20 protein-coding genes and 1 riboswitch are annotated in these 25,582 nt (G+C 65.7%); of the genes, 15 read left to right on the top strand and 5 right to left on the bottom strand.

The features are described 5' to 3' along the window. The 3 genes from hisF (at window position 1) to coaA (ending at window position 2,184) form a co-directional block, all read left to right on the top strand. Window positions 1–795: an imidazole glycerol phosphate synthase subunit HisF gene (hisF, locus tag JN280_RS05670; protein ID WP_202310617.1), complete on the top strand. Its 795-nt coding sequence runs from the start codon at window positions 1–3 to the stop codon at window positions 793–795. Between the two features lie 83 nt (window positions 796–878). Continuing rightward, on the top strand, window positions 879–1,202 hold the full coding sequence (locus JN280_RS05665) for a phosphoribosyl-ATP diphosphatase (RefSeq protein WP_202310615.1): 324 nt from the start codon (window positions 879–881) through the stop codon (window positions 1,200–1,202). Window positions 1,203–1,224: 22 nt separating this feature from the next. Further along, window positions 1,225–2,184 (top strand): type I pantothenate kinase, encoded by a 960-nt coding sequence (coaA, locus tag JN280_RS05660; protein WP_202310613.1) that lies wholly within the window; start codon window positions 1,225–1,227, stop codon window positions 2,182–2,184. Between the two features lie 15 nt (window positions 2,185–2,199). Here coaA and JN280_RS05655 read toward each other — a convergent pair whose 3' ends face one another. The 3 genes from JN280_RS05655 to arfB all read right to left on the bottom strand — a co-directional run bounded on the left by JN280_RS05655 (window position 2,200) and on the right by arfB (window position 4,036). Beyond that, entirely contained in the window at window positions 2,200–2,820 is a 621-nt protein-coding gene (locus JN280_RS05655; protein ID WP_202310611.1) for an alpha-ketoglutarate-dependent dioxygenase AlkB, read from the bottom strand. A 164-nt stretch (window positions 2,821–2,984) separates the two neighbouring features. Then, complete coding sequence (gene lysM / locus JN280_RS05650) at window positions 2,985–3,503, bottom strand: peptidoglycan-binding protein LysM (RefSeq protein WP_202310609.1); 519 nt, start codon at window positions 3,501–3,503, stop codon at window positions 2,985–2,987. Window positions 3,504–3,598: 95 nt separating this feature from the next. Further along, entirely contained in the window at window positions 3,599–4,036 is a 438-nt protein-coding gene (arfB, locus tag JN280_RS05645) for an alternative ribosome rescue aminoacyl-tRNA hydrolase ArfB (protein WP_202310607.1), read from the bottom strand. Window positions 4,037–4,148: 112 nt separating this feature from the next. Next, a riboswitch (SAM-I-IV-variant riboswitch) is annotated at window positions 4,149–4,253 on the top strand. Window positions 4,254–4,297: 44 nt separating this feature from the next. On the opposite strand from arfB, the gene metA reads away from it, so the two are divergent. Beyond that, the gene (gene metA, locus JN280_RS05640) at window positions 4,298–5,215 is read left to right on the top strand and encodes a homoserine O-acetyltransferase MetA (RefSeq protein WP_202310605.1); all 918 of its coding nucleotides are present in this window, start codon (window positions 4,298–4,300) and stop codon (window positions 5,213–5,215) included. 93 nt (window positions 5,216–5,308) lie between these two features. On the opposite strand, the gene JN280_RS05635 is transcribed toward metA, so the two are convergent. Both JN280_RS05635 and JN280_RS05630 read right to left on the bottom strand, forming a co-directional pair. Next, window positions 5,309–5,977 carry a nitroreductase family protein gene (locus JN280_RS05635; protein ID WP_202310603.1) on the bottom strand — a complete coding sequence of 223 codons (669 nt, stop codon included), beginning with the start codon at window positions 5,975–5,977 and terminating at the stop codon, window positions 5,309–5,311. Window positions 5,978–6,066: 89 nt separating this feature from the next. Further along, window positions 6,067–7,677 (bottom strand): phosphoenolpyruvate carboxykinase, encoded by a 1,611-nt coding sequence (locus JN280_RS05630; protein WP_202310602.1) that lies wholly within the window; start codon window positions 7,675–7,677, stop codon window positions 6,067–6,069. 364 nt (window positions 7,678–8,041) lie between these two features. Between JN280_RS05630 and JN280_RS05625 the strand changes: the two genes are divergently transcribed. The 11 genes from JN280_RS05625 (at window position 8,042) to addA (ending at window position 25,528) form a co-directional block, all read left to right on the top strand. Continuing rightward, a complete protein-coding gene (locus tag JN280_RS05625) occupies window positions 8,042–8,743 on the top strand; it encodes a response regulator transcription factor (RefSeq protein WP_202310601.1) in 702 nt (233 codons plus the stop codon). A gap of 20 nt (window positions 8,744–8,763) precedes the next feature. Further along, window positions 8,764–10,545, top strand: coding sequence for a sensor histidine kinase (locus JN280_RS05620; RefSeq protein WP_202310600.1), 1,782 nt, complete (start codon window positions 8,764–8,766; stop codon window positions 10,543–10,545). 51 nt (window positions 10,546–10,596) lie between these two features. Then, complete coding sequence (locus JN280_RS05615; RefSeq protein WP_202310599.1) at window positions 10,597–11,052, top strand: HPr kinase/phosphorylase; 456 nt, start codon at window positions 10,597–10,599, stop codon at window positions 11,050–11,052. Between the two features lie 163 nt (window positions 11,053–11,215). Beyond that, window positions 11,216–11,617, top strand: coding sequence for a PTS sugar transporter subunit IIA (locus JN280_RS05610; RefSeq protein WP_202310598.1), 402 nt, complete (start codon window positions 11,216–11,218; stop codon window positions 11,615–11,617). Next, window positions 11,614–11,916 carry an HPr family phosphocarrier protein gene (locus tag JN280_RS05605; RefSeq protein ID WP_202310597.1) on the top strand — a complete coding sequence of 101 codons (303 nt, stop codon included), beginning with the start codon at window positions 11,614–11,616 and terminating at the stop codon, window positions 11,914–11,916. The genes JN280_RS05610 and JN280_RS05605 overlap by 4 nt, the downstream gene beginning before the upstream one ends. 493 nt (window positions 11,917–12,409) lie before the next feature. Continuing rightward, a complete protein-coding gene (ahcY, locus tag JN280_RS05600; protein ID WP_202310596.1) occupies window positions 12,410–13,807 on the top strand; it encodes an adenosylhomocysteinase in 1,398 nt (465 codons plus the stop codon). A 202-nt stretch (window positions 13,808–14,009) separates the two neighbouring features. Continuing rightward, the gene (locus tag JN280_RS05595; RefSeq protein ID WP_202310594.1) at window positions 14,010–16,574 is read left to right on the top strand and encodes a sensor histidine kinase; all 2,565 of its coding nucleotides are present in this window, start codon (window positions 14,010–14,012) and stop codon (window positions 16,572–16,574) included. A gap of 8 nt (window positions 16,575–16,582) precedes the next feature. Further along, the gene (gene tsaE, locus JN280_RS05590; RefSeq protein ID WP_202310592.1) at window positions 16,583–18,169 is read left to right on the top strand and encodes a tRNA (adenosine(37)-N6)-threonylcarbamoyltransferase complex ATPase subunit type 1 TsaE; all 1,587 of its coding nucleotides are present in this window, start codon (window positions 16,583–16,585) and stop codon (window positions 18,167–18,169) included. Further along, on the top strand, window positions 18,166–18,900 hold the full coding sequence (locus JN280_RS05585; protein ID WP_202310590.1) for a nucleotidyltransferase family protein: 735 nt from the start codon (window positions 18,166–18,168) through the stop codon (window positions 18,898–18,900). Before tsaE ends, JN280_RS05585 begins: the two co-directional genes overlap by 4 nt. Beyond that, window positions 18,897–22,016: a double-strand break repair protein AddB gene (gene addB, locus JN280_RS05580; RefSeq protein WP_202310588.1), complete on the top strand. Its 3,120-nt coding sequence runs from the start codon at window positions 18,897–18,899 to the stop codon at window positions 22,014–22,016. Before JN280_RS05585 ends, addB begins: the two co-directional genes overlap by 4 nt. Further along, entirely contained in the window at window positions 22,013–25,528 is a 3,516-nt protein-coding gene (gene addA / locus JN280_RS05575) for a double-strand break repair helicase AddA (protein ID WP_202310586.1), read from the top strand. The genes addB and addA overlap by 4 nt, the downstream gene beginning before the upstream one ends. Window positions 25,529–25,582 lie beyond the last annotated feature (54 nt).

The following is a 25,582-nucleotide window of genomic DNA, read 5'->3' as shown; positions in this document are numbered from 1 at the left end:
ATGACCCTCAAATCCCGCGTAATCCCCTGTCTCGATGTCAAGGACGGCCGTGTCGTCAAAGGCGTCAATTTCGTCGATCTGATCGATGCCGGCGATCCGGTCGAGGCAGCGAGAGCCTATGACGCGGCCGGCGCCGACGAGCTCTGCTTCCTCGACATCACGGCGTCGTCGGACAATCGCGAGACCATCTTCGACGTCGTCGCCCGGACGGCCGAGCACTGCTTCATGCCGCTCACCGTGGGCGGCGGCGTCCGCCAGGTCGCCGATATCCGCAAGCTGCTGCTTGCCGGCGCCGACAAGGTATCGATCAACACCGCGGCGGTGAAGAACCCGGACTTCGTGGCCGAGGCCGCGGACAAGTTCGGCGACCAGTGCATCGTCGTCGCCATCGACGCCAAGAAAGTATCGGGCGCGGGTGAAGGAGATCGCTGGGAGATCTTCACCCATGGCGGGCGCGAGCGCACGGGCATCGACGCCGTCGAGTTCGCGCGGAAGGTCGTCGCCCTGGGGGCCGGTGAGATCCTGCTCACCTCGATGGATCGCGACGGGACCAAGGCTGGATACGACATCGCGCTGACGCGCACCGTCGCCGACGCGGTTCGCGTGCCCGTGATCGCCAGCGGCGGCGTCGGCACGCTCGATCATCTGGTCGAAGGCATCCGCGACGGCCATGCCACGGCGGTTCTGGCCGCTTCCATCTTCCATTTCGGAACCTATTCGATCGCCGAGGCCAAGGCACATATGGCCAAAGCCGGGCTCGCCATGCGACTCGACTCCGTTCCCCCGACGCATTAGATCGGACCGAAAGCGGAAAACGACATGCGTATCGGTCCAACCGTCGCGCTTCACCACACGACCGGCGTTCGAGGGGCGCGCCCATGACAGCATTCTCACTGGCCGACCTCGAAAGGATCGTCGCGGAGCGGGCGCAGTCCGGCGATGCCCAGTCCTGGACGGCCAAGCTCTTCCGGTCGGGCATGGAGCGGGCGGCCAAGAAGCTCGGCGAAGAGGGCGTCGAGACCGTGATCGCGGCTGTCGGCGGAGACAAGGCCGCGCTTGTTTCGGAGAGTGCTGATCTCCTCTACCATTGGTTGGTGGTCCTGGCGATCGCCGGCATCCCGCTCGACGACGTCATGACGGAGCTCGAGCGGCGGACCGGCCAGTCCGGGATCGCCGAAAAGGCATCGCGCAAGCACGGCTGAACTGACGAGGGGTCGCGCATTGATGGATCAGCTTGTTCGAACCGAGAAGTACTCACCCTACAGATTCTTCTCGGCCGAACGATGGGCGGAGTTCCGGGCCGATACGCCGCTCACCCTTACCGCCGACGAAGTTCGCAGGCTGAGCTCTCTCTATGATCCGATCGACCTCGACGAGGTCCGCAGGATCTACCTCTCGATGTCGCGCCTGCTGTCCTACCACGTGGAGTCCAGCCAGCTTCTGTTCCATCGCCGCAAGCTCTTCTTCAATGCCGACAATGTGGTGAAGACACCCTTCATCATCGGCATGGCCGGGTCGGTGGCAGTCGGCAAGTCGACCACGGCGCGCGTGCTGAAGGAGCTTCTGGCCCGCTGGCCGTCGAGTCCGAAGGTCGATCTCGTCACCACGGACGGCTTCCTCTATCCGAATGAGGTGCTGCGCCGCGAAAACCTCATGGAGCGCAAAGGTTTCCCCGATTCTTACGATGTCGGCGCGCTGCTGCGTTTCCTGTCGGCCATCAAGTCCGGCCAGCCAAACGTACGGGCGCCGATCTATTCGCACCTCACCTATGACGTCATGCCGGGCGAATTCGTCACCATCGATCGGCCGGATATCCTCATCTTCGAGGGCCTGAACGTGCTGCAGCCGCGCGAACTGCCGAGGGACGGCAAGTTCGTACCTTTTGTCTCCGATTTCTTCGACTTTTCGATCTATATCGACGCCGAGGAGGAGTTGATCCACAATTGGTACATCGCCCGCTTCATGCGGCTGCGAGAGACGGCCTTCCGTAATCCTCAATCCTTCTTCCATCGCTATTCGCAGCTTTCGGAAGACGCCGCCCGCGCAATCGCCGAAGGGCTGTGGAGCAACATCAACCTGAAGAACCTGCGGGAGAACATTCAGCCGACGCGCCCGCGCGCCGACCTCATCCTGAGGAAAGGCGTCGATCACCTCGTCGAGGAGGTCGCTCTCAGGAAGCTCTGACGCCGGGCTGCACGATCATCGTCCGGACAGAGTCACGCGCCTAAGCGTGAGGTTGATGCGCCCGCCATTCTTGAGCAGGGTCGAGGTCGACGGGTAGATGCGGTCTACGCCGTGGAAGGCCAGCCGTCCTTCGCCGCCGAGCACGACGAGATCGCCGCTCTTCAACTGGAAGGATATTGTGCGGCCGTCGCGCCGTGTCTGCCCGACACGGAACAGGCAAGTGTCGCCGAGCGAGATCGAGACCACGGGAGCGGCAAATTCCGCTTCGTCGCGGTCCTGGTGCAGGCCCATTTTCGCATCCTCGCTGTAGAAATTGACGAGGCATGCCTCGGGTGGGTGCGGATAGCCGGAAACCGCTTCCCAGATCCGCAGCAGGCGATCGGGGATCGGCGGCCAGGGTTGGCCGGTCATCGGATGCGTGGCCTGGTAGCGATAGCCGCGATCCTGATCCGTCACCCAGCCGAGCGTGCCGCAATTGGTCATGCGCACGCTCATCGGCTTGCCGGTGCGCGGCATCACCGGCGTATAGAGAGGAGCATTCTGGACGACGTCGCGTATTTCGGCGACGAGCGCCTCCTGCGCCTCGCGGTCGAGGAAATCCGGCATGTGCCTGACGCCCTTCGGCAGAACCTGCATGGTGTCGCTCCCGCTATGCCAATAGGCCTGGATGTCGACACATCCAGGCGCGGCGCGTAGTCGCGCGCCGATTTCATCGGCCGCTCGCATTACTCTCGGGTCAATCAGAAACGGCGGCCCGAGGCCGCCGTGCTGCAGGCTTTGTGAGACGGCCGCCACCCGTTTCAGGCTTCGGCGAGATCCGGGATGCGCAGCACCTGCCCCGGATAGATCTTGTCCGGATGCGTCAGCATCGGCTTGTTGGCCTCGAAGATGATGTTGTTCTTGGCGCCCTTGCCCTTGCCGTAGTGGTGTTCGGCGATCTTCCACAAATTGTCGCCCTTCTTGACCGTGTAGAAGACCGGCTGTTTTGCCGGCGTGGCCGCCTTGACCAGGGCCGTCATGTCCGCATTGGCGTCGAGTTTCAGCCCGGAATCCGGCGCGACAACCTTGAGTTCGCCGGCCTCGACCTTGGTGATGCCCAGCGTATTGCCGACGGCGATGACCGCCTTCTCGAAGACGGACTGGTCGGAGACGACACCCTTGAGGATCGCCTTGTCGCCCTGGACCTCGACTTCCACCTTGTCCGTGCCAAGCTTGTAGGAATCGAGTTCCTGCTTCAGCTCTTCCGGCTTCGGCGCCTCGTCGTCACCGCCGAAGCCGAGCTTCTTGCCGACATTCTTCACGAAATCAAACATGCCCATGGCAGGTTCTCCTCTTGCCGCATGAAATCGCGCCCGACTGTTGCATCCGCCCCCGCAAATTGGAAGGCAGGAAATCTGCCGGCCGCGGCGAGCCGTCATTCCCCGTCGACGCGGCCGCGCAGCTTCTTGACTGTCGACCGCCCGGCCTTGGATTTCAGCCGGCGCTCGACGGCGCCCTTGGACGGCTTGGTCTTCTTGCGCGGCGGAGGCGGCGGCTCGGCCGCCCTGGCGACGAGCGCGGTCAGCCGCGCCCTGGCGTCCGCCCGGTTCTGCTCCTGCGTGCGGAAGCGCCCCGCCTCGATAACGACGATGCCTTCCTTGGTGGCGCGCTGGCCGGCAAGCCTGATCGTTCGCTCGCGCACCCTGTCCGAAAGCCCTGCCGCATTGCGGGCGTCGAAGCGCAACTGCACGGCGGTCGCTACCTTGTTGACGTTCTGTCCGCCCGGTCCGGAGGAACGGATGAAGGTCTCGGTGAGATCGGCCGGGTGAATCACGGCATCCGCGGCGATGATGATCTTGTCGTCGAAGTTCATGCTGCAAGTGATGCCGCGACCCACCGAAAAAGGAAAGGGCCGCCATGCGCGGGCGGCCCCTGCGGCAGCGCGGCAGGTCCATTGAAATTTCGCGCGGCGCCCGCTAGATGTGTCGCCACATCAAGAGTTGGGCCGACGCCCAACGCCAACCTGCTCCCCGGGCAAGGTGGCGCTCCCCAGGGAGGATGTGGCCGAACCGGCAACCAACGGGTCACGCCACAGCGTCTGTCCTACTCGCCGCAACTGAAGGACAGCAGGCAAATGCCGATAAAGATACCTAACGATCTTCCCGCCCGCGCCACACTGGAAGCGGAAGGCGTGATGGTGATGCGCGAGGCGGATGCGATCCGCCAGGACATAAGGCCGCTGCACATAGCCCTGCTCAACCTGATGCCCAACAAGATCAAGACCGAGACGCAGATCGCCAGGCTGCTGGGCGCGACGCCGCTCCAGGTGGAGCTGACGCTGGTGAAGATGACCAATCACGTCGCGCGCAATACGCCGAGCGAACACATGATATCGTTCTACCGCGACTGGGAAGCGGTCCGTTCGGAGAAGTTCGATGGCTTCATCACGACCGGCGCCCCGGTGGAGACAATGCCGTTCGAGCAGGTGACCTACTGGGATGAGCTGCGTCGCGTCTTCGACTGGACGCAGACCAATGTCCACAGCACCTTCAACATCTGCTGGGGTGCGCAGGCCGCGGTCCACCATTTCCATGGCATGCCCAAATACCAGCTGCCCGAGAAGGCGTTCGGCGTCTATCGTCACCGCAACCTCGCACCGGCCTCCCCCTATCTCAGAGGGTTCTCCGACGATTTCTCGATCCCCGTCTCGCGCTGGACCGAAGTCCGCCGCGAGGACATCCCGCAGGACAGCGGCATGGACGTGCTGATGGAATCGGACGAGGCGGGCCTGTGCCTGCTGGATGATCCGGTCCACCGGTCGCTCCATATGTTCAACCATATCGAGTATGATTCCGGCTCGCTCGGCGACGAATATTTCCGGGATCGCGCCGCGAACAAGCCGATCGCGCTGCCGCGGAATTATTTCCCGAAGGACGATCCGGACCGGCGTCCGGAGAATCGCTGGCGCAGCCAGGCCCACCTGCTTTTCGGAAACTGGATCAACCAACTTTATCAGACGACGCCTTTCGACATCTCCCGGATCGGAGAATAGGAGCCTTGAGCCGGGGGAGCCGATCAGTTTACCGGGCAGAACCGGGCTGGCATGCGGCCCGGCGGGTTGACCGAGCCGCTTGGTCGGTGGCTGCTATTCCCGCCAGACGATGACTTCGTCGGCCCGCTTGCGTGCGATGTCGGGAACCTGAGCATCTTCGGCCGGGTAGCCGGCGACGAGCAGGATCAACGCTTTCTCGCTTTCCGGCCGGCCGCAGATGGCGTTGAGGAAACCCATGGGCGACGGAGTGTGGGTCAGTGTCGCCAGGCCGGCATTGTGCAGGCTGGCGATCAGCAGGCCCGTCGCGATGCCGACCGATTCCGGCACGTAATAGTGCTTCGTGCGTTTGCCGCCCGGGCCGACGCCGTAGCGCTGCGCGAAGATTGCGATCAGCCAGGGCGCCGTTTCGAGAAAGGGCTTGTTGGCGTCGGTGCCGATCGGCGCCAGCGCCTCCAGCCATTCCGTGGAGGCCCGGCCGGCATAGAAGGTTCGCTCCTCCTCTTCGGCGGCCAGCCTGATTTCGTGCTTGGTGGCCGGGTCCGCAATACACACGAAGGTCCAGGGCTGCTGGTTGGCGCCGGATGGTGCCGTGGCCGCCGTCATGACGCATTGTTCGATCAGGGCACGCGGCACCGGCCGGTCGGAAAAGTCGCGAACGGTGCGCCGCCGCGTCATCAGCTCGCGGAATTCGAGCGCCCGCTCGTTCATCTCGTCCGTCGGGAGCTCCCGAAAGGAGAGCGGCACTTGTCTGTTGTGTTTCATGGCATCCTCCACGGTCCGGATGCGCCATTCCGGCGAAAAAGAAAAGGCCCGGACGTGCCGGGCCTTTCGAAGAACGATTATATGGCGACCTACTCCGCTGCCTCCAGGACGCGCGGCGCGGCACCCAGCACGCTGGCGTCGACATGGGCTTCGAACTTGCCGAAATTGTCGACGAACATGCCGACCAGGCGACGGGCCTGGTTGTCGTAGGCGGCCTTGTCGGCCCAGGTCGAGCGCGGGTCGAGGATCGCCGGATCGACGCCGGGCACGGCGACCGGCACGGCGAATCCGAAATTGGGATCGGTCCTGAATTCAGCGCCCTTGAGGGAGCCGTCGAGTGCGGCTGCAAGCAAAGCCCGCGTCGCCTTGATCGGCATGCGCCTGCCAGTGCCGTAGGCGCCGCCGGTCCAGCCGGTATTGACGAGCCAGCAGTCGACGCCGTGCTCGGCGATGAGCTGGCGCAGGAGATTGCCGTATTCGGACGGATGGCGCGGCATGAAGGGTGCGCCGAAGCAGGTCGAGAAGGTCGCTTCAGGTTCGGTCACGCCACGTTCGGTGCCGGCGACCTTGGCCGTGTAGCCCGAAAGGAAGTGGTACATGGCCTGCGCCGGCGTCAGCTTTGCGATCGGCGGCATGACGCCGAAAGCGTCTGCGGTCAGCATGATGACGTTCTTCGGATGACCCGCCCGGCCCGTAGCGCTGGCATTGGGGATGAAATCCAGCGGATAGGCGCAACGCGTGTTCTCGGTCAGGCTCCCGTCGTCGAAATCGGGCTGACGCGCGTCGTCGAGAACGACATTCTCGAGCACCGTTCCGAAACGCTGCGTCGTGGCATGGATCTCAGGTTCGGCCTCGGCCGACAGGCGGATCGTCTTGGCGTAGCAGCCGCCCTCGAAATTGAAGATGCCGTCCGGCCCCCAGCCGTGCTCGTCGTCGCCGATCAGGGTGCGCGACGGATCGGCCGACAAGGTCGTCTTGCCGGTTCCGGACAGACCGAAGAACACGGCCGAGCGGCCATCGTCGTCGACATTGGCCGAGCAGTGCATCGGCATCACGCCCCGCGCCGGGAGCATGTAGTTGAGCGCGGTGAACACCGACTTCTTCATCTCGCCGGCATAGGCGGTGCCGCCGATCAGCACGATCATGCGGGTCAGGTCCACGGCGATCACGGTCTCGGTGCGCGTGCCGTGGCGCGCCGTGTCGGCGCGGAAGGACGGCAGGTCGATGATCGTCATGTCAGGCACGAAGCCGGCCAGCTCCTCGGCTTTCGGCCGGATCAGCAGGTTGCGGATGAACAGCGAGTGCCAGGCGAATTCGGTGATCACGCGCGTGGGCAGGCGGTGGGCCGTATCGGCGCCGCCGACCAGATCCTGCACGAAAAGATCCTTGCCCTGGGCATGCGCCAGGAAGTCGGCGAGCAGCGTGTCGAATTGCTCCTGCTCGATCGGCTTGTTGTTGTCCCACCAGACATGCGGGTCGGTCCCGGCGTCGCGCAGCACGAACTTGTCCTTGGGGGAACGGCCGGTGTGCTGGCCCGTGTAGGCGACGAGCGCGCCCTGCGCCGTGACCCGCGCCTCGCCGCGGCGCAACGCTTCCTCATAGAGTTCGGCGGCACCCAGATTGTAGTGCACGGTACCCGGATTGCCGATTCCCGCCTTGTCGATCCCGCAGGCGGGATTGCGTTTGCCGATCTCGTTCATACTCGCTCCCAAGCCTATAACGCTGGACCTGTCCGGGCGGTTGCCGGACCTCGGAAAATAGCCTCCAGAAGGGGGCACAAAAATGGTGAGAAACAGAAAAGGTCAGTGATTTCAAATCATTAATCGATTTAAAATATTCAAAATCGTTTAAACCGTTTATATCTGTAGAAAATCTCGGCGGCCTGCCCAAGGAATGGGCGCAGTCGGTCGTCTCAATAGGCGGTCGAATTGTGGCCAGGTCCTTGGCGGAAGCACTTGCCGCCTGGAAGCCGAGGGCCTATGCCACATTTTGTACCTAATTTGTACGCCAATAGCCCCTTCCTCACGATGGAAGGGACACCCGCTTATGAGGGAGCCGCTTGACATGGCAACAATCGCGCTTGTCGACGACGATCGTAACATCCTGACGTCTGTTTCGATCGCGCTCGAATCGGAAGGGTACCGCGTCGAGACCTTCACCGACGGGGCCTCCGCCCTCGAGGGGCTTACCGCACGGCCGCCGAATCTCGCGATCCTCGACATCAAGATGCCGCGTATGGACGGCATGGAGCTCTTGCGCCGGCTGCGCCAGAAGACCGATCTTCCCGTTATCTTCCTGACCTCGAAGGACGACGAGATCGACGAGCTCTTCGGCCTCAAGATGGGCGCCGACGACTTCATCCGCAAGCCGTTCTCACAGCGCCTGCTCGTCGAGCGGGTCAAGGCCGTGCTGCGCCGCGCCAGCGCCCGCGACGCCGCCGCCAAGGCGCCGAGCCAGCAGGCCCGTTCGCTGGAGCGCGGCCAGCTCGTCATGGACCAGGAGCGGCACACCTGCACCTGGAAGGGCGAGCCGGTGACGCTGACGGTCACGGAGTTCCTGATCCTGCATTCGCTCGCGCAGCGCCCCGGCGTGGTGAAAAGCCGCGACGCGCTGATGGATTCGGCCTATGATGAACAGGTTTATGTCGACGACCGGACGATCGACAGCCACATCAAGAGGCTGCGCAAGAAGTTCAAGGCCGTCGACGACGATTTCGACATGATCGAAACCCTCTATGGCGTAGGATATCGCTTCCGCGAGGCGTGAGGGCCGGGAAACGCTAGCCGATGGCGGTTGATGCAGAGCTCAAGAAACCGGTGATCGCTGTGAAGCGGGCCGTCCGGCGGCCCGCCCATCTGGCGCGGGTGACGGTTCCGCTGCGCCGCTTTCTCGGCCACCACATCTTCTCCAGTCTCACCCGGCGCATCCTCTTTCTCAACCTTGCCGCGCTCGGCGTGCTCGTCGTCGGCATCCTTTATCTCAACCAGTTCCGGGACGGACTGATCGACGCGCGGGTCGAAAGCCTGATGACCCAAGGCGAGATCATCGCCGGCGCCATCGCCGCCTCGGCGACGGTCGAGACCGATTCGATCAGCATCGATCCCGAGAAGCTGCTGGAGCTCCAGGCCGGCGAAAGCCTGGCGCCGGGCTCCGATCAGCTCGACAGCCTGGACTTTCCGATCAATCCCGAGCGTGTCGCGCCGGTACTGCGCCGTCTTATCTCGCCGACCCGCACCCGCGCGCGCATCTACGACCGAGACGCCAACCTGCTCCTCGATTCCCGGCATCTCTATTCGCGCGGCCAGATCCTGCGCTACGACCTGCCGCCGATCCAGGAGGAGGAGCCCGACCTGTTCGAGCGCGTCCAGAAGTTCGTCTTCGACTTCTTCCGCAACGGAGACCTGCCCGTCTACAAGGAGCAGCCCGGCGGCAACGGCGCCGCCTTCCCTGAAGTGCTCAACGCGCTCACCGGCAGCCCCGCTACGGTCGTCCGCATCAGCGAGCAGGGCGAGCAGATCGTCTCCGTCGCTGTCCCCGTCCAGCGTTTTCGCGCTGTTCTCGGCGTATTGATGCTCAGCACGCAGGGCGGCGACATCGACAAGATCGTGGCGGCCGAACGCAAGGCGATCCTCCGGGTGTTCGGCGTGGCCGCGCTTGTCAACGTGGTTCTGTCGCTGCTGCTCGCCTCGACCATCGCCAACCCGCTGCGGCGCCTGGCCGCCGCGGCCGTGCGCGTTCGGCGCGGGGTCAAGAACCGCGAGGAGATCCCCGATTTCTCCGACCGCCAGGACGAGATCGGCAATCTGTCGATCGCCGTGCGCGACATGACCAACGCGCTCTATGCGCGGATCGAGGCGATCGAGAGCTTCGCGGCCGACGTGTCGCACGAGCTGAAGAATCCGCTCACTTCGCTGCGCAGCGCCGTCGAGACGCTGCCGCTCGCCAGGAACGAGAATTCGCGCAACCGGCTGATGGAGATCATCCAGCATGACGTGCGCCGCCTCGATCGGCTGATCACAGACATTTCCGACGCTTCCCGGCTCGACGCCGAGCTGGCGCGCGAGGACGCCGCCCGGGTCGACCTGAGGAAGTTCGTCACCGATCTGGTCAATGTTTCCCGCGAGGCGAGCCGCCACAAGAAGGCGGTCGAGATCGAGTTCCGCGCGTCCAGGCTGCCGCAGGGCGTGAAGGGTTATTTCGTGGTGGGCCACGACCTTCGCCTGGGCCAGGTCATTACGAATCTGATCGAGAACGCCCGTTCCTTCGTCCCGGATGAAAACGGCCTCATCACGATCTCGTTGTCGCGTGCCGGCAAGCACAACGTCATCACCGTCGAAGACAACGGGCCGGGCATCCGCGCCGAGAACATCGACCGCATCTTCGAGCGCTTCTACACCGACCGTCCCGCCGGGGAGGCCTTCGGCCAGAATTCGGGACTCGGCCTGTCGATCAGCCGCCAGATCGTGGAGGCCCATGGCGGGACGCTCACGGCCGAGAACATCTCAGGCACAAAGCCGGGCGACATCAAGGGCGCCCGTTTCGTCGTCACTCTTCCGGCCGAAGGATGATCGCGGATGATGTGCCCGGCGCATGATGCTTTTCGCCCTTCGCGGTAGCTGATGAGGGCCGGCAACATTCACGCCACGGCCGTTCTGCTGGGCGACCGCGGCATCCTCGTCCAAGGTGATTCGGGTTCGGGAAAATCGACGCTGGCGCTCACCCTTGTCGCTGAATCCACCCGCGCCGGCCGTTTCGCGCGGCTGGTGGCCGACGACCGGGTGCTGATCGAGGCGATCCGAGGACGGCTCGTGGCGCGCCCGCCCGGGAGCATCGCCGGCCTTGCCGAAGTCCACGGGCTCGGCCCGCGTGGGATGGAGCATGAGGGCGCGGCCGTCATCGATCTGGTGGTCAGGCTTGTCGAAAAGCCGTCGGCGCCGCGTTTCCAGGAAGACAGGCGGATAGCCTTGGCCGGCCTGAGCCTGCCGGCGCTCGATCTCGAAGCCCGCAACATTGCCGCATCAGCAGCCGTGGTCCTGGCCTGGTTGCGTCAGCCACCCATGTCGGGGGATGGCTGAGGCATATGCGTGACACTCTGCGGCAAAATGGCTCAAGCAAGACCAATTTTGGGCTTGTCAACGGAACGCGCGTCGACAAGATAGCGCTCCTGCCGCGCGGCGAGGGCCGTAATCGGACGAGAAGATGCGCCCGCGAGGGGCGCCTGACGGGAGCCAAAGCAGAATGATCGGACTCGTGCTGGTCACGCACGGTCAGCTGGCCGAGGAATTCCGCCACGCCGTAGAACATGTCGTCGGACCGCAGGAGAGCTTCGAGACCGTCTCGATCGGCGCCGACGACGACATGGAGCAGCGCCGGCAGGACATCGTCGACGCGGTCGCGCGTGCCGATACCGGCGCCGGCGTGATCATTCTCACCGACATGTTCGGGGGCACGCCTTCCAACCTGGCCATCTCCGTGATGGAGGCGGGCCGGATCGAGGTCATCGCCGGCATGAACCTGCCCATGCTGATCAAGCTTTCCGGTGTGCGCAAGGGCGACAACATGGCCCAGGCGCTCGACGAGGCGCAGATGGCCGGCCGCAAATACATCAATGTCGCCAGCCAGTTGCTGACGAGCAAATGAGCGGTGAACAGGTGCTGGCCAAGGACCATGGCATAACCCGCGAATTCCTGATCGTGAACCAGCGCGGCCTGCATGCGCGCGCCTCGGCCAAGTTCGTCCAGCTCGTCGGCAGCTTCCAGTCGGACATCCACGTGGAGAAGGACGGCATCTCCGTCGGCGGCACGTCGATCATGGGGCTCATGATGCTGGCCGCATCGCCGGGCTGCACCATCAAGGTGACGGCATCGGGACCCGACGCCGACGAGGCGATGGATGCGCTCGAAGAGCTGATCGCTTCGCGCTTCGGCGAGGAGATCTGATACCCAACGGTCGATGAAATCGACCGTTGGAGCGCGCGACTGCGCGGCCCAAGCCTGTCGGCGCGCCGCGCGTCCACTTGGATGCGCAGGACGCTCTGACACTATTGAGTGCCGTATCGCGCTTTCCGAAAATCGAACGCGATTTTCGAGCCGATGCGGTAGCATCGTAAGCCGAGTGCCCGCCCGCAGAGAACGCGACGGCGATTGAGCCGGGTGGATTGGGCGGCATCCACCTCACTGGATGCCCCAGGCATCCGCGCCCTTTGGTAGGGCCCGCCGGGAGGCTCACACCTCCGCGACATATGCACGAATAAAGATTTCTTTATATCCCATTGTCGAAATCGGGGCGATCTGCTAGTCAGACGCCATCTCGCGCCTGCCGGATCCGCTTGAACGCACCTTGGCGCGCGGGGCATCGGGGGCGGATACGCATGACGGTTCCCGGTCGTGCCGGTGCCCGACACGTGAGACAGAGCATTCATGGAGAACTGCCGTGGCAGCCAAGGACTACGTCGTCAAAGACATTTCGCTGGCCGATTGGGGCCGCAAGGAAATCGAGATCGCCGAAACCGAGATGCCGGGCCTGATGGCTTGCCGTGAGGAATTCGGCGAAGCCAAGCCGCTCAAGGGCGCCCGTATCTCCGGTTCCCTGCATATGACCATCCAGACGGCCGTGCTCATCGAGACGCTGAAGGCGCTCGGCGCCGATGTCCGCTGGGCGTCATGCAATATCTTCTCGACCCAGGACCATGCCGCGGCGGCGATCGCCGAAGCCGGCATCCCTGTCTTCGCCGTCAAGGGCGAATCGCTCGAAGAATATTGGGAATACACCGACAAGATCTTCCAGTGGGCCGACGGCGGCTCGTCGAACATGATCCTCGATGACGGCGGCGATGCCACCATGTACATCCTCATCGGCGCGCGCGCCGAAGCCGGCGAGGATGTATTGTCCAGGCCCGGCAGCGAGGAAGAGGAGATACTCTTCGCCCAGATCAGGAAGCGCATGGCCGCGACGCCGGGCTTCTTCGCCAGGAACAAGCAGGCGATCCGCGGCGTGACCGAGGAGACGACGACGGGCGTCAACCGCCTGTACCAGCTTCAGAAGAAGGGCCTGCTGCCCTTCCCTGCGATCAACGTCAACGACAGCGTCACCAAGTCGAAGTTCGACAACAAATATGGTTGCAAGGAATCGCTGGTCGACGGCATCCGTCGCGCCACCGACGTCATGATGGCCGGCAAGGTCGCCGTGGTCTGCGGCTACGGCGACGTCGGCAAGGGCTCTGCCGCCTCGCTCAAGGGCGCCGGCGCGCGCGTCAAGGTCACCGAGATCGATCCGATCTGCGCGCTGCAGGCCGCGATGGACGGTTTCGAGGTCGTCACCCTCGAAGATGCCGCCCCGACCGCCGACATCGTGATCACCACGACCGGCAACAAGGACGTCATCACCCTCGATCACATGCGCCAGATGAAGGACATGGTGATCGTCGGCAATATCGGCCACTTCGACAACGAGATCCAGGTCGCCGCGCTGCGCAACCTGAAATGGACCAACATCAAGCCGCAGGTCGACCTCGTCAATTTTCCTGACGGCAAGCGCATGATCCTGCTTTCGGAAGGCCGCCTGCTCAATCTCGGCAACGCCACGGGCCATCCGAGCTTCGTCATGTCGGCGTCCTTCACCAACCAGGTGCTCGCCCAGATCGAGCTCTGGTCGAAGCCGGGCCAGTACGAGAACCAGGTCTATGTGCTGCCGAAGCATCTCGACGAGAAGGTGGCGCGCCTCCATCTCGACAAGCTCGGCGCGAAGCTCACCGAGCTTTCCGGCGAACAGGCGGCCTATATCGGCGTGACGACACAGGGTCCGTTCAAGCCGGAGCACTACAGGTACTAATTCTTTCCAAGATACCTACAAGATATTGAAGCCGGGCAGTTGACTTTCTGCCCGGCTTCTTTTTTGCGCGCCCGCCTTCTTCACGGCGATTCGCCCACCGGTTATTGTGCGCTGATTCGCGATGCCCTTCGTCCGGGGTCCGGGGACAACAGGGCCACGCAAAAGGGCAGTCTTGCATTCAGGCGGCGGAGAGGAACAAGACATGCCGGGCGAAGACCCGCTTCAGGCGGGAAGGGCCGTAACCGGCGGCCACGACGATTCGAGCGGCGATGCCGGCAGGGCGCCGGAATCGGAACTCTTGCGCTCCGCGCGACACATGCTTCCGGCTGCGGCCGGCCTCGCTCTCCCGATGGTGCCGCTCGTCGCCCACGCCCAGCAGCGCGCCGCCGCATTTCCCGTCGGTACATTCGAAATCGTTCAGGGTTCCGTCTTCGCCGGCGTGCTTGGGGCGGCATTGCTTTCGGCGTTCTGGCTGATCCGCGAGCGCACCCGCATCGCCCGGGAGAATGCCGAGCTGCGCGGGCGTGTCGCCGATCTCAATGCTTCGCTGCATCGCACCGAGGCCCTGCTCAACCTGCGCGACCAGCGTGTCGTCGTCTGGGCCGGCGACGACCGCAAGGCCGAGCTGCTCGGCGCCCTTCCGGCGGAGAGCGGCGCGCCGGACGATCGCGCGGCCTTCCTCGCCTTCGGCCGCTGGCTTTCGCCCCGCTCCGCCGCCGCGCTCGAACACGCTGTGATGGGGCTTCGGGAGAAGGCGGTCTCGTTCGACCTGACCATCGAGACACAGGCCGGGGCGCCGCTGGAGGTCCAGGGACGCAAGAGCGCCCGCCACGCCTTCGTGCGCTTCGTCTCGCTGTCGGAAGCGCAGCGCCTGCATGCGCATATGCGGCTCGAGAACCAGCGCCTCGCCTCCGACTATGAGGTCCTGCTCGGCCTGATCGATGCGCTGAAGATGCCGTTCTGGCTGCGCGCCGCGGACGGCCGCCTGAAATGGGTGAACCGCGCCTATGCGGAGGCGGTCGAGGCAGAGGGCCAGGACATGGCGGTTCGCGAGTCCCGGGAACTTCTTGGGACCCAGTCGCGCGCGAACATCGCGGACCAGCATCTCGTCCGGCCCGTGTTCGAGCAGACCGTGTCGACGGTCATCCATGGGGATCGCCGCATGTTCGCGATCACAGATTTCGCCAGCCGCGAAGGCTCTGCCGGCATCGCCGCCGATCTCAGCGACGCCGAAAACATCCGTGAGGAATATGAGCGCACCGTGCGTAGCCACGCCGACACGCTTGATCAGCTCAACACGGCGGTGGCGATCTTCGACCAGCAGGAGAAGCTGCGCTTCTTCAACCAGGCCTTCCAGAAGCTGTGGGGGCTCGACCAGGCGTTCCTGGAAAGCGCGCCTGACAATGCGCTGCTTCTCGACAGGCTGCGCAGTGAAGGAAGGATCGCCGAGCAGCCCGAATGGCGGCGCTGGAAGGAAACCGTCCTCGGCGCCTATCGTTCGCTCGATCCCCAGGAACATTGGTGGCACTTGCCCGACGGCCGCACGATCCGCGTCGTCGCCAATCCGCAGCCCAAGGGCGGCGTGACCTGGCTGTTCGAGAATCTCACGGAAAAGATCGACCTCGAAAGCCGCTACAACACCGCGGTCCGGGTCCAGGGTGAGACGCTCGACAATCTGGCCGAAGGCGTCGCCGTGTTCGGCCCCGACGGCCGTATCCGCCTGTCGAATCCGGCCTTCGCCAGCCTGTGGGGGCTTCCCCCGGAAAAGGCGGAGCGCAACACTCATATCACGGCGATCCGGGCCGAATGCGACCGTCTCGCAGTCGACAGCCCCTGGGGCGGCTTTGTTGCGTCGGTGACCGGTTTCGACGACGAGCGCCGCGACGGGCATGGCCAGGCCGAGCTGCGAAACGGCACCGTGCTGCGATACGCCGTCATCCACCTGCCCAACGGCCAGGTCATGATGACCTTTGTCGACGTGACCGACAGCGTCAATGTCGAGCGCGCGCTGAAGGACAAGAACGAGGCGCTGCAGAAGGCCGACCAGCTCAAGAACGATTTCGTACAGCATGTCTCCTACGAACTGCGCTCGCCTTTGACCAACATCATCGGCTTCACTGAACTCCTGACGCTGCCGGGCACCGGCGACGGTCCGGGCTCCGGCCCGCTGACGCCGCGCCAGCGCGAATATATCGATCACATCTCCTCCTCCTCGTCGGTGCTCCTGACGATCGTCAACGACATATTGGACCTGGCGACGGTCGATGCCGGCATCATGGAGCTCGACATCGGAGAGGTGCGTGTGGAGCACACGATCTTCGCCGCGGCCGACCTCGTCGCCGAAAGGCTGCGCGAGCATTCGATCGCGCTGCGGCTCGACGCCGCCCGTGCGCCGAGCACCTTCGCCGGCGACGAGAACCGCATCCGGCAGATCCTGTTCAACCTCTTGAGCAATGCGGCCAACTATGCGCCGGAGGGCGGCACCATCACGCTTTCCTGCAGGATGGCCGGCGGCTCGATCGAGTTCGCCGTGCATGACGACGGGCCCGGCATGTCGCCGGAGGTCCTGGACACCGTGTTCCGGCGTTTCGAGACCCACAGCAATGGCGGGCGCCGCCGCGGGGCCGGCCTCGGCCTGTCGATCGTCAAGAGTTTCGTCGAGCTGCATGGCGGCACGGTCGCGATCGATACAGGCAGCGGGCGCGGCACCACCGTCATTTGCCGCTTCCCCCTCGCGCCGTCGGGTGTCAAGGTCGCGGCGGAGTAACAGTCGGCATGGCCGTCCTCGAACGCCGTCTTCCCGATGAGCAGGCGACGACTCGCCTCGGCGGGGATATCGCGGCCGCCCTGCGGCACGGCGATGCCATTGCCCTGCGTGGAGATCTCGGCGCCGGCAAGACCACGTTGGCGCGAGGCCTGATCCGCGCGCTGGCCGGCGATCCGGACCTGGAGGTCCCGAGCCCGACCTTCACCCTGGTGCAGGCCTACGACACGCGAATACCCGTCCAGCATTTCGACCTCTATCGGCTCGCGGCACCCGATGAACTCGACGAACTCGGTTTCGACGAGGCCCTGGCCGCCGGCGTCGCGCTGGTAGAATGGCCGGAAAAGGCCGGTGACCGCCTGCCAACCGACATGGTCGTCGTCGAGCTCGCCGACGCCGGCGCGGGGCGTGTCGCCAGGATCAGGGGGCCGGACGGCGCGGTCGGACGCATCGGCCGCTCGCTGTCGATCCGCGATTTCCTCGATCGCTCTGGCTGGCACGGAGCCAGCCGCAGCCACCTCGTCGGGGACGCCTCGGCCCGCTCCTATGAGACCGTGAGCCTTCCCGGCCGTCCCGACCGCGTGCTGATGAATTCCCCTCGCCTGGTGCTCGGTCCGGCCGTGCGCGACGACAAGCCCTATGCGGTGATCGCCCGCAGCGCGCAGTCGGTCCATGCCTTCGTCGCCGTCGCCCGGCTGCTGCGGGACGCCGGCGTCTCGGTGCCGGAGATATATGCGGGGGATCTCGATCAGGGCTTCCTGCTGATCGAGAATCTCGGTTCGGGCAGTTTCCTCGACGCCCAGGGTGCGCCGATACGCGAGCGCTACGAGGCGGCGGCCCGGCTGCTCGCCTTCATGCATGAAAGGAACTGGCCGGATCGCGCCGAGGCGGCCCCCGGCGTGGAGCATGTGATCCCGCCATTCGATCGCGGCGCGATGATGATCGAGGCAGAGCTTCTGATCGACTGGTACCTGCCCTTCGTGACGGGTCGTCCGGCGAGCGAAGCCGATGTCGAGGGTTTCCGCGATGCCTGGAGCGCGGCCTTCGACCGGCTTGCCGGCAAGGAGACGAGCCTCATGATGCGCGACTTCCATTCGCCGAACATCATCTGGCGGGCGGAACGCGAAGGGCACGATCGGCTGGGCATCATCGACTTCCAGGATGCCCTGATCGGACCGGCCGCCTATGATGTCGCCTCGCTGGCGCTCGATGCGCGCGTCACCATTCCGCCCGATATCGAGAAGGCGACCGTCGACGCTTATGTCACGGCGCGGCTCGCTGCGTCCGTCACGGCGCGGCTCGCTGCGTCCGTCACGGCGCGGCTCGCTGCGTCCGTCACGGCACGCGACAGCGCGTCCGCCGCGGCTCCTTTCGACCGCGCGGCCTTCGACGAGGCCTATGCGATCATGGGCGCGCAGCGGAACTCGAAGATACTCGGCATCTTCGTGCGGCTCGACCGCCGCGACGGCAAGCCGCTCTATCTGCGGCATCTGCCGCGCATCCGCGACTATGTCAGGCGCACGCTCGGTCACCCGGCGCTGGCCGAAGTCCGCGACTTCTACCACAGGACCGGTCTCGTCGAGGAACCGAAATCATGACGGCCGGGAGCTTGCCCGATATCGCGATGGTGCTCGCCGCCGGCCTCGGCAAGCGCATGCGGCCGATCACCGAGACCATTCCCAAGCCGCTGGTGCGGATCGCGGGCAAAACGCTTCTCGACTGGGGCCTGGACAGCCTCGTTGCGGCCGGGGTCGAGCGCGCGGTGGTCAATGTCCATCACTTTCCCGAACAGGTCGTGGCCCATCTCGCCGGCCGGTCTCGGCCCAAGGTCACGGTCTCCGACGAAAGTGGCCGTCTGCTCGATTCCGCCGGCGGCGTCGTCAAGGCGTTGCCGCTCCTCGGACCTTCGCCCTTCTTCATCCTGAATGCCGACACCTTCTGGATCGACAGGTCGCAATCGAACCTCGCGTCGCTCGCCCTTGCCTGGGATGCGGCCGCGATGGATATTCTGATCATGCTTGCGGATTTTCAGTCGGCGACGGGCCATTCCGGCAAGAGCGATTTCCTGCTCGGCCTGGACGGGCGCCTCGCGCGGTCGGGCGGCGCACCCGAAGGGCTGATCTATGCCGGCGCGGCGATCGTGCACCCGCGCATCTTTGCGGGTGCGAATGCCGAGCCGCATTCCCTCAACCTTTATTTCGACCGTGCGATCGCCGCCGGTCGGTTGTTCGGCCACCGGATGGATGGCCGTTGGATCACGGTCGGAACGCCTGAGGCCATTGCGCAGGCCGAAGCAGCCGTGGCGAAGGCTCTGGCCGAAGGACGATGAGGCCGAAGGTCTTTTCGATCCCGCCGGGTGTTCGATTTCTGCCGACGCTCGCCGAGGCGCTGATGTCGGGAGAGCTGGTTCCCGGTTTCCGCTTCGACGGCGACCCGCTGAAGCTCGCCGACGCCACCATCTATGTTCCGACCCGGCGTGCGGCGCGAGAGCTGAGGAGTGCCTTTGTCGACCTCGCCGGCGGCCGGTCGGCGATCCTTCCCGTTATCCGCGCGCTCGGCGAATTCGACGAGGACGAGGCCGCGTTCGAAGGGACCGGTGCGGACGACATGACCCTGCCGCCGCCGATCGCTCCGATCGAGCGCCTGCTGCTGCTCGCCCCGCTGGTGCGCGCCTGGAAACGCAAGCTTCCCGCGCATGTCGCCGCCCTCTACGCGGAGGACGTGATCGTGCCGGCCTCCTCGGCCGACTCGGTCTGGCTCGCGCGCGATCTTGCCGTCCTGATGGACGAGATCGAGACGGAAGGTGCGGACTGGGGCCGACTGGGCGAATTGGTGTCGGGCAATCTCGCCGGCTGGTGGCAGGTGACTCTGAACTTCCTGGAAATTGTCACGACGGCCTGGCCGCAGGCGCTCGCCGAGCGCGACCGCTCGAATCCGGCCGCGCATCGTGATGCGCAGATACGAGCCGAGGCGAGACGGCTGGAACGCAACCCGCCCACCGGGCCGGTGGTGGCTGCCGGCTCCACCGGTTCGATCCCCGCGACGGCCGAGTTGTTGTCGGTGATCTCCAGGCTGCCAGGCGGAGCCGTGGTGCTGCCGGGCCTCGACAAGCGGCTCGACGAAAGATCCTGGTCTCTGCTGCGCGGTGCGACGCCGAAGCCCTCGGTGTTCGGCCATCCTCAATATGGCTTGGCCAAGCTCGCCGACAAGATCGGCGTGGCGCGCGACGAGGTCGAGGAGATCGGCCAGCCCGGGTCACGGCTGGGGCTGCGCGCGGCGATCCTCAGCCAGGCCTTGCGGCCGGCCGAAACCACCGATCTCTGGGCCGAAGCCCGCGACGCTTTGCGCGGCGAGGAAGCCGAAGCGGCCCTCGCGGGCATAACCCTGCTCGAAGCCGCCAATGAGCGCGACGAGGCGATCGCGGTGGCCATCGCCTTGCGGCTGGCTGTCGAGCAGCCGGGAAAGACGGCCGCACTCGTCACCGCCGACCGCAACCTGGCGCGGCGCGTCTCGACCGAACTGCTGCGCTTCGGCATACGCGCCGACGATTCGGGCGGCACCCCGCTGGTCCAGACGGCGCCGGCCACGCTGGCCGGCCTCATGCTGCAAGCTGTGTTCCGGCCGGGCGATCCGGTGCCCGTCCTGTCCCTGCTGAAACATCCCCTGCTCGGTCTCGGCCTCGAACGCGCCACGGTGCGGCGTGCCGCCGAGACGATCGAGCTGGTTGCCTTGCGCGGCGGAACCGGCCGTCCTGACATTGCCACGCTGGCGGATGCGTTCCGGTATCGCCTCGGCCAGCTCGCCGGCGACGGCCGCAAGCCGTTCTGGTATGACCGAATGTCGGCGCGTCGCATGGCGGAAGCGCAAGAGCTACTTAGCCGGCTTTCTATCGTGCTTGCGCCCCTCGTCGCGCAGCGCGGCCAGCCGTCGGCGACGCTCGCCGAACTCCTGCGGACGACCATCGTCGCGATGGAGGGTCTGGCCCGTAGCGCGTCCGGCGACGTCTCCGCGCTTTATGCGGGCGATGCCGGCGACAAGTTCGCTGCCCTTCTGCGGTCGCTGCTTTCCGCCGACGCCGCCTTCGAGCTCGCCGCCGACGAATGGCCCGACGTCATGGTGGCGCTGGTCGCGCCCGAGGTCGTGAAGCCCGCCGCCGGCGGCGATGGCCGGGTGTCGATCTGGGGCGCGCTGGAAGCGCGTCTCCAGGCGGTCGACACACTGGTCCTGGGTGGGCTCAACGAGGGTTCCTGGCCGCGCCGGGCAGAGGCCGACCGGTTCATGTCGCGGATGATGAAGACGGGCCTCACGCTCGAGCCGCCGGAACGCCGCATCGGCCAGGCCGCGCACGACTTCATGATGGCGATGGGCACCGAAAGGGTGATCCTGACGCGTGCGGCCCGTGCCGGCGATGCGCCGGCGGTCGCGTCGCGATGGTTGCAGAGGCTGCTCACCTATGCCGGGCCGGAACTGGCCGAGGCGTTGCGGCGACGCGGCCAGGACTATCTTTCCTACGCCAGACAGATCGACGAGGGGCCTCGGCAGGCCTACGCGCCCAGGCCGAGCCATGCGCCGCCGCTCGAAGCGCGGCCGCGCCGCTTCTCGGTGACCGAGATCGAGACGCTGCGCCGCGACCCCTACGCCGTCTATGCGCGCTGGGTGCTCGATCTTTTCCCGGTCGAACCATTGGTGCGGGATCCTGGTGCGGCCGAACGCGGCACGCTGTTCCACGAGATCCTGCACCGCTTCGTTGCTTCCGGCGCCGATCCCTATGCGGCCGATGCGACCGAGCGCCTGCTCGCCTGCGGCCGGGCGGCTTTCAGTGAGGCAGCGCTTCCTCCCGATGTCGAGGCTGTCTGGTGGCCGCGATTCCTGGCCATGGCCGGCAATATCGTCGCGTGGGAACGCGGCCGGGGTGACCAGACGACGGCGCGGCATTCGGAGGTGAGGGCCGAGCCGCTGGTGGTTGGCGCGAGCGGTGTCACGCTTTCCGGCTACGCGGACCGCATCGACCTTCTCGCCGCCGGCTTCGCCGACATACTCGACTACAAGACCGGCATGTCGCCGTCGCGCGGCCAGGCCCACACATTGCTTGCGCCGCAGCTCGCTTTGGAGGCCGGGCTTCTATTGCGTGGCGCCTTCGTTTCCCTCGGCAAGAGAACCCCTTCCCGCCTCGCTTATGTCAGGCTGAAGCCCAATGGCGAGGTCGAGGAGGAGTCGATCCTGGAATTCCACAAGCAGCTGCGCACGGCCGACGACCTTGCCAACGACGCCTGGCAGCGAATGGAAAAGCTCTTCGAATACTACAACAGTCCGGCCACGGGCTATCTCTCCCGGGCCCTGCCCTTCCGCGAGGGCGAGACCGACGGCGACTATGATCATCTGGCGCGTGTGCTGGAATGGTCGGCCGGTGGAGACGACGGTTCCGACGGCGGAGAGGCATCGTGAAGAAGGCCTACCCCATCCCGCAGGAGACGGCCGAGCGGCAGGCGATTGCCGCGGACCCTCGCTACTCGGTCTGGGTGTCCGCCAATGCCGGTTCCGGCAAGACGCATGTCCTGTCGCAGCGTGTGATCCGTCTGCTGCTGGAAGGAACCGATCCTTCCAAGATCCTCTGCCTGACCTATACGCGGGCCGCGGCGGCCAACATGGCGAACCGCGTGTTCCGCGACCTCGCCGCCTGGGCCGTGCTCGATGAGGCGAGCCTCGCTGCGCAGATCTCCAAGGTCGAAGGCAGGACGCCCACACGTGACCGGCTGCTGCGGGCGCGCCGCCTCTTCGCCGAGGCGCTGGAAACGCCCGGGGGCCTGAAGATCCAGACGATCCATGCCTTCTGCGAGGCGGTGCTTCACCAGTTCCCGCTCGAGGCCAACATCGCCGGGCATTTCGAGATGCTCGACAGCCAGATGGAAGCAGCACTTTTTGCCGAGGCGCGCCGCGACATGATCAGCGGTGCCGCCGGCCCTCAAAACGAAAGCCTCGCCGAAGCCTTCGCCACGGTGCTCGAACGTGGCGGAGAATGGGGCCTCGATGCGCTGCTCGCCGAGATCGTTTCGAAACGTGACGGATTGCGCAAGCTGATTGACCAGATCGGCGGCAATTATGCGGCTCTGTTCGAGGAGTTCGAATTCGACAGGCACGACACCGCCGCCGGCGTCGCTGCTGATGTGTGGCCTCTGCCCGGTTTCTCGCTGGAGCAGTATGCCGAATTTCGCGAGGCGGCGGAGGCGGTCGATGCCCGCAAGGTGCTGGGCGCCATCGTTCCCAACGCCGACCGCGCCTTTGCCGAGCACGATTCCGTCAGGCGGCTTGCCCTGCTCGCGGCCGGCTTCCTGAAGACGGACGGCGATCCCTACGATCCCGTGAAGACATTCAAGAGGGCGCTCCATGATCGCTTGCCCGATCTCGCCGATCGCTACTCGGCGGCCGCCGGTGCTATCGTGGCGGCGCGTGAGCGCCTGGCTCTCTTCCGTATGCTGGAGGGCACCCGGGCAGCGCTCGTCGTCGCCGATTGGCTGATCGCGCGCTATGAGCACCTGAAGAATGCGCGCGGCTTCCTGGATTTCAACGATCTCATCATGCGCACGGTGCGGCTCCTCGCCCGCCGGGATGCCGGCCCCTGGGTCCAGTACAAGCTCGACCAGGGCATCGACCACATCCTCATCGACGAAGCGCAGGACACCAGCCCGCATCAGTGGGAGGTCGTGCGCCGTCTCGCGGAAGAGTTCTTTGCCGGCTATGGATCGCGTGAGGGCGTGGATCGAACTGTCTTCGCGGTCGGCGACGAGAAGCAGTCGATCTACTCCTTCCAGGGTGCCGACCCGGCCGCCTTCGCCGAAAGCGGCCATGCCTTTTCGGAAAAGGTGCGGGCTGCGGCGGGCAATTTCGAGCAGGTGCGGCTCACCTGGTCCTTCCGCTCGACCGGCGACGTGCTGGCCGCGGTCGACCGCGTCTTCGAGCGTCCCGACATCCGCAAGGGTCTGACCCGCGACACCGAGGAGATCGACCACAAGGCGATCCGTCATAACGCACCTGGCTATGTCGAGGTCTGGCCGCCGATCGGAGCCGATACGGTCGAGGAGCCTGACGACTGGACCCAGCCGGTCGACCATGCCAGTGCGCCGTCGGTCAAAGTCGCGGAGAATGTCGCCAGGACCATCCAGGGCTGGCTGCAGAGAGGCGAACGCATCGAAGGTACGGGCAAGCGCCTGGCGCCTGGCGACGTGATGGTGCTGGTGCGCAAGCGCGACCGGTTCGTCCACGCTCTGTCGCGAGCGCTGAAGAGCCGCGGCATTCCCGTAGCCGGCGCCGACCGGTTGAGCCTGCCGGGCCACATCGCCGTCAAGGACCTGATCGCGCTCGGCCGGTTCGTGCTGCAGCCGGAAGACGATCTCTCGCTTGCCGCGCTGCTGCGCAGCCCGATCTTCGGCCTGTCCGAGGACGCGCTGTTTGGCCTTTCCTGGGGCCGCGGCAAGGGCGTGTCGCTCCACGCCTCCCTGCTGCGGGCCGGACGCGAGGACCCGTCATTCGCTGACGTCGCGTCCCGGCTGGACGAATGGGCGACCGCGGCCGCCTTCCGGCCGGTCTTCGAATTCTATGCCGGCGTGCTCGGCCGCGATGGCGTCAGAAGCAGGATGATCGCCAGGCTCGGTCACGAGGCGGGTGACATCCTCGACGAGTTCCTGAACTTCTGCCTCGCCCAGGAGCGCACCGGGCTGCCCGGGCTCGAAGCCTTCCTTGCCACGCTGGAGAGCGCCGGCCCGGAGATCAAGCGCGAGATGGACCAGACCCGCGACGAGGTCCGCATCATGACGGTCCATGCCTCCAAGGGCCTGGAGGCGGCGGTGGTCTTCTTGGTCGACAGCGGCAGTGCGGCCTTCAGCGAACAGCACCTGCCGCGGCTGATGCCGTTCGCACCGCGCAACGGCATTTGGCAGGGTGACGGCTATCTCTGGCGCGCGTCGAGCGACGTGGCCAACAGCTTCTCGCGCACAGCCGGCGCACTGGCCAGGGAAAAGGCCGAGGAGGAGTATCGCCGGCTTCTTTATGTCGGCATGACCCGCGCCGAAGACCGGTTGATCGTCTGCGGCTATCACGGCAAGCGCACGCCCGGTCCCATGACCTGGCTCGCGATCGTGAGCGGCGCGCTCGTCGGTGCCGACGAGGCCGAACAGCATATCGAGCCGGCGACCGGCCAGGCAGTTCACCGGTTCCGGATCACACCGCTCTCGACAACCGCTGCGACCGACGCCGCGGTGCCGCGCGATCGGGAACAGACGGGTGCCGTTCTGCCGCAGAGGCTGCGCGAGCCGCTTCCTGCCGCCCCTGCCTTGCCGCGGCCGCTCGCGCCGTCAGGTGCTTCGGCCCTGATAGAGGAGGAGCGTCAGGCAGTGATATCGGGCCGGTCGCCGGTGCTCGACGCGGCCGCCGAGCCCACCTTCGCGATCGCGCGCGGCCTTGCCGTCCACCGGCTCCTGCAGATGCTGCCCTCCTTGCCCGCAGCCGACCGGCTTGCCGCAGGAGGCCGCTATCTCGACCGTATCGGCCGGGAATGGCCCGCTGGAGAAGGGGAGCAGGCGCTGGCTTCGGTGGCACGGATCCTGGAGGACGACCAATTCGCTCCGATCTTCGCGCAGGGCTCGCGCGCCGAGGTGTCGTTGATGGGTACGCTTTCGGTGCGAGGAGCCGAGCGGGCTGTCTCCGGCAAGATCGACCGGCTGGCGGTGATCTGTGAGACGGTGCTGATCGCCGACTACAAGACCAATCGGCCCGCCCCTTCCACGCTCGCCGAGGTGCCGCCGGGCTATGTGGCCCAGCTCGCGCTCTACCGGGCGCTGCTCGCGCCGATCTATCGCGGGAAACGCATCGCCGCCGCCCTCGTCTTCACCGAGGCGCCGCGCCTGATCGCCGTCCCGGAAGACGTGATGGACGAGGCCCTTGTCCGACTCACACAGGCGTGACACAAGGGCTGCTTGAAGCTTCGCTCTCCCCGTACCACATCTTGTGCGAACGAA

Origin of the sequence: Mesorhizobium sp. L-8-10, from assembly GCF_016756635.1 — a bacterium.
Lineage (GTDB): Bacteria > Pseudomonadota > Alphaproteobacteria > Rhizobiales > Rhizobiaceae.
This window is presented reverse-complemented; position numbering and strand designations above follow the sequence as displayed.

Excerpts from the sequence above, each read along its gene's own strand:
- hisF (WP_202310617.1), top strand. The coding sequence starts at position 1 with ATGACCCTCAAATCCCGCGTAATCCCCTGTCTCGATGTCAAGGACGGC.
- JN280_RS05665 (WP_202310615.1), top strand. The coding sequence starts at position 879 with ATGACAGCATTCTCACTGGCCGACCTCGAAAGGATCGTCGCGGAGCGG.
- coaA (WP_202310613.1), top strand. The coding sequence starts at position 1,225 with ATGGATCAGCTTGTTCGAACCGAGAAGTACTCACCCTACAGATTCTTC.
- JN280_RS05655 (WP_202310611.1), bottom strand. The coding sequence starts at position 2,820 with ATGCAGGTTCTGCCGAAGGGCGTCAGGCACATGCCGGATTTCCTCGAC.
- lysM (WP_202310609.1), bottom strand. The coding sequence starts at position 3,503 with ATGGGCATGTTTGATTTCGTGAAGAATGTCGGCAAGAAGCTCGGCTTC.
- arfB (WP_202310607.1), bottom strand. The coding sequence starts at position 4,036 with ATGAACTTCGACGACAAGATCATCATCGCCGCGGATGCCGTGATTCAC.
- metA (WP_202310605.1), top strand. The coding sequence starts at position 4,298 with ATGCCGATAAAGATACCTAACGATCTTCCCGCCCGCGCCACACTGGAA.
- JN280_RS05635 (WP_202310603.1), bottom strand. The coding sequence starts at position 5,977 with ATGAAACACAACAGACAAGTGCCGCTCTCCTTTCGGGAGCTCCCGACG.
- JN280_RS05630 (WP_202310602.1), bottom strand. The coding sequence starts at position 7,677 with ATGAACGAGATCGGCAAACGCAATCCCGCCTGCGGGATCGACAAGGCG.
- JN280_RS05625 (WP_202310601.1), top strand. The coding sequence starts at position 8,042 with ATGGCAACAATCGCGCTTGTCGACGACGATCGTAACATCCTGACGTCT.
- JN280_RS05620 (WP_202310600.1), top strand. The coding sequence starts at position 8,764 with ATGGCGGTTGATGCAGAGCTCAAGAAACCGGTGATCGCTGTGAAGCGG.
- JN280_RS05615 (WP_202310599.1), top strand. The coding sequence starts at position 10,597 with ATGAGGGCCGGCAACATTCACGCCACGGCCGTTCTGCTGGGCGACCGC.
- JN280_RS05610 (WP_202310598.1), top strand. The coding sequence starts at position 11,216 with ATGATCGGACTCGTGCTGGTCACGCACGGTCAGCTGGCCGAGGAATTC.
- JN280_RS05605 (WP_202310597.1), top strand. The coding sequence starts at position 11,614 with ATGAGCGGTGAACAGGTGCTGGCCAAGGACCATGGCATAACCCGCGAA.
- JN280_RS05595 (WP_202310594.1), top strand. The coding sequence starts at position 14,010 with ATGCCGGGCGAAGACCCGCTTCAGGCGGGAAGGGCCGTAACCGGCGGC.
- tsaE (WP_202310592.1), top strand. The coding sequence starts at position 16,583 with ATGGCCGTCCTCGAACGCCGTCTTCCCGATGAGCAGGCGACGACTCGC.
- JN280_RS05585 (WP_202310590.1), top strand. The coding sequence starts at position 18,166 with ATGACGGCCGGGAGCTTGCCCGATATCGCGATGGTGCTCGCCGCCGGC.
- addB (WP_202310588.1), top strand. The coding sequence starts at position 18,897 with ATGAGGCCGAAGGTCTTTTCGATCCCGCCGGGTGTTCGATTTCTGCCG.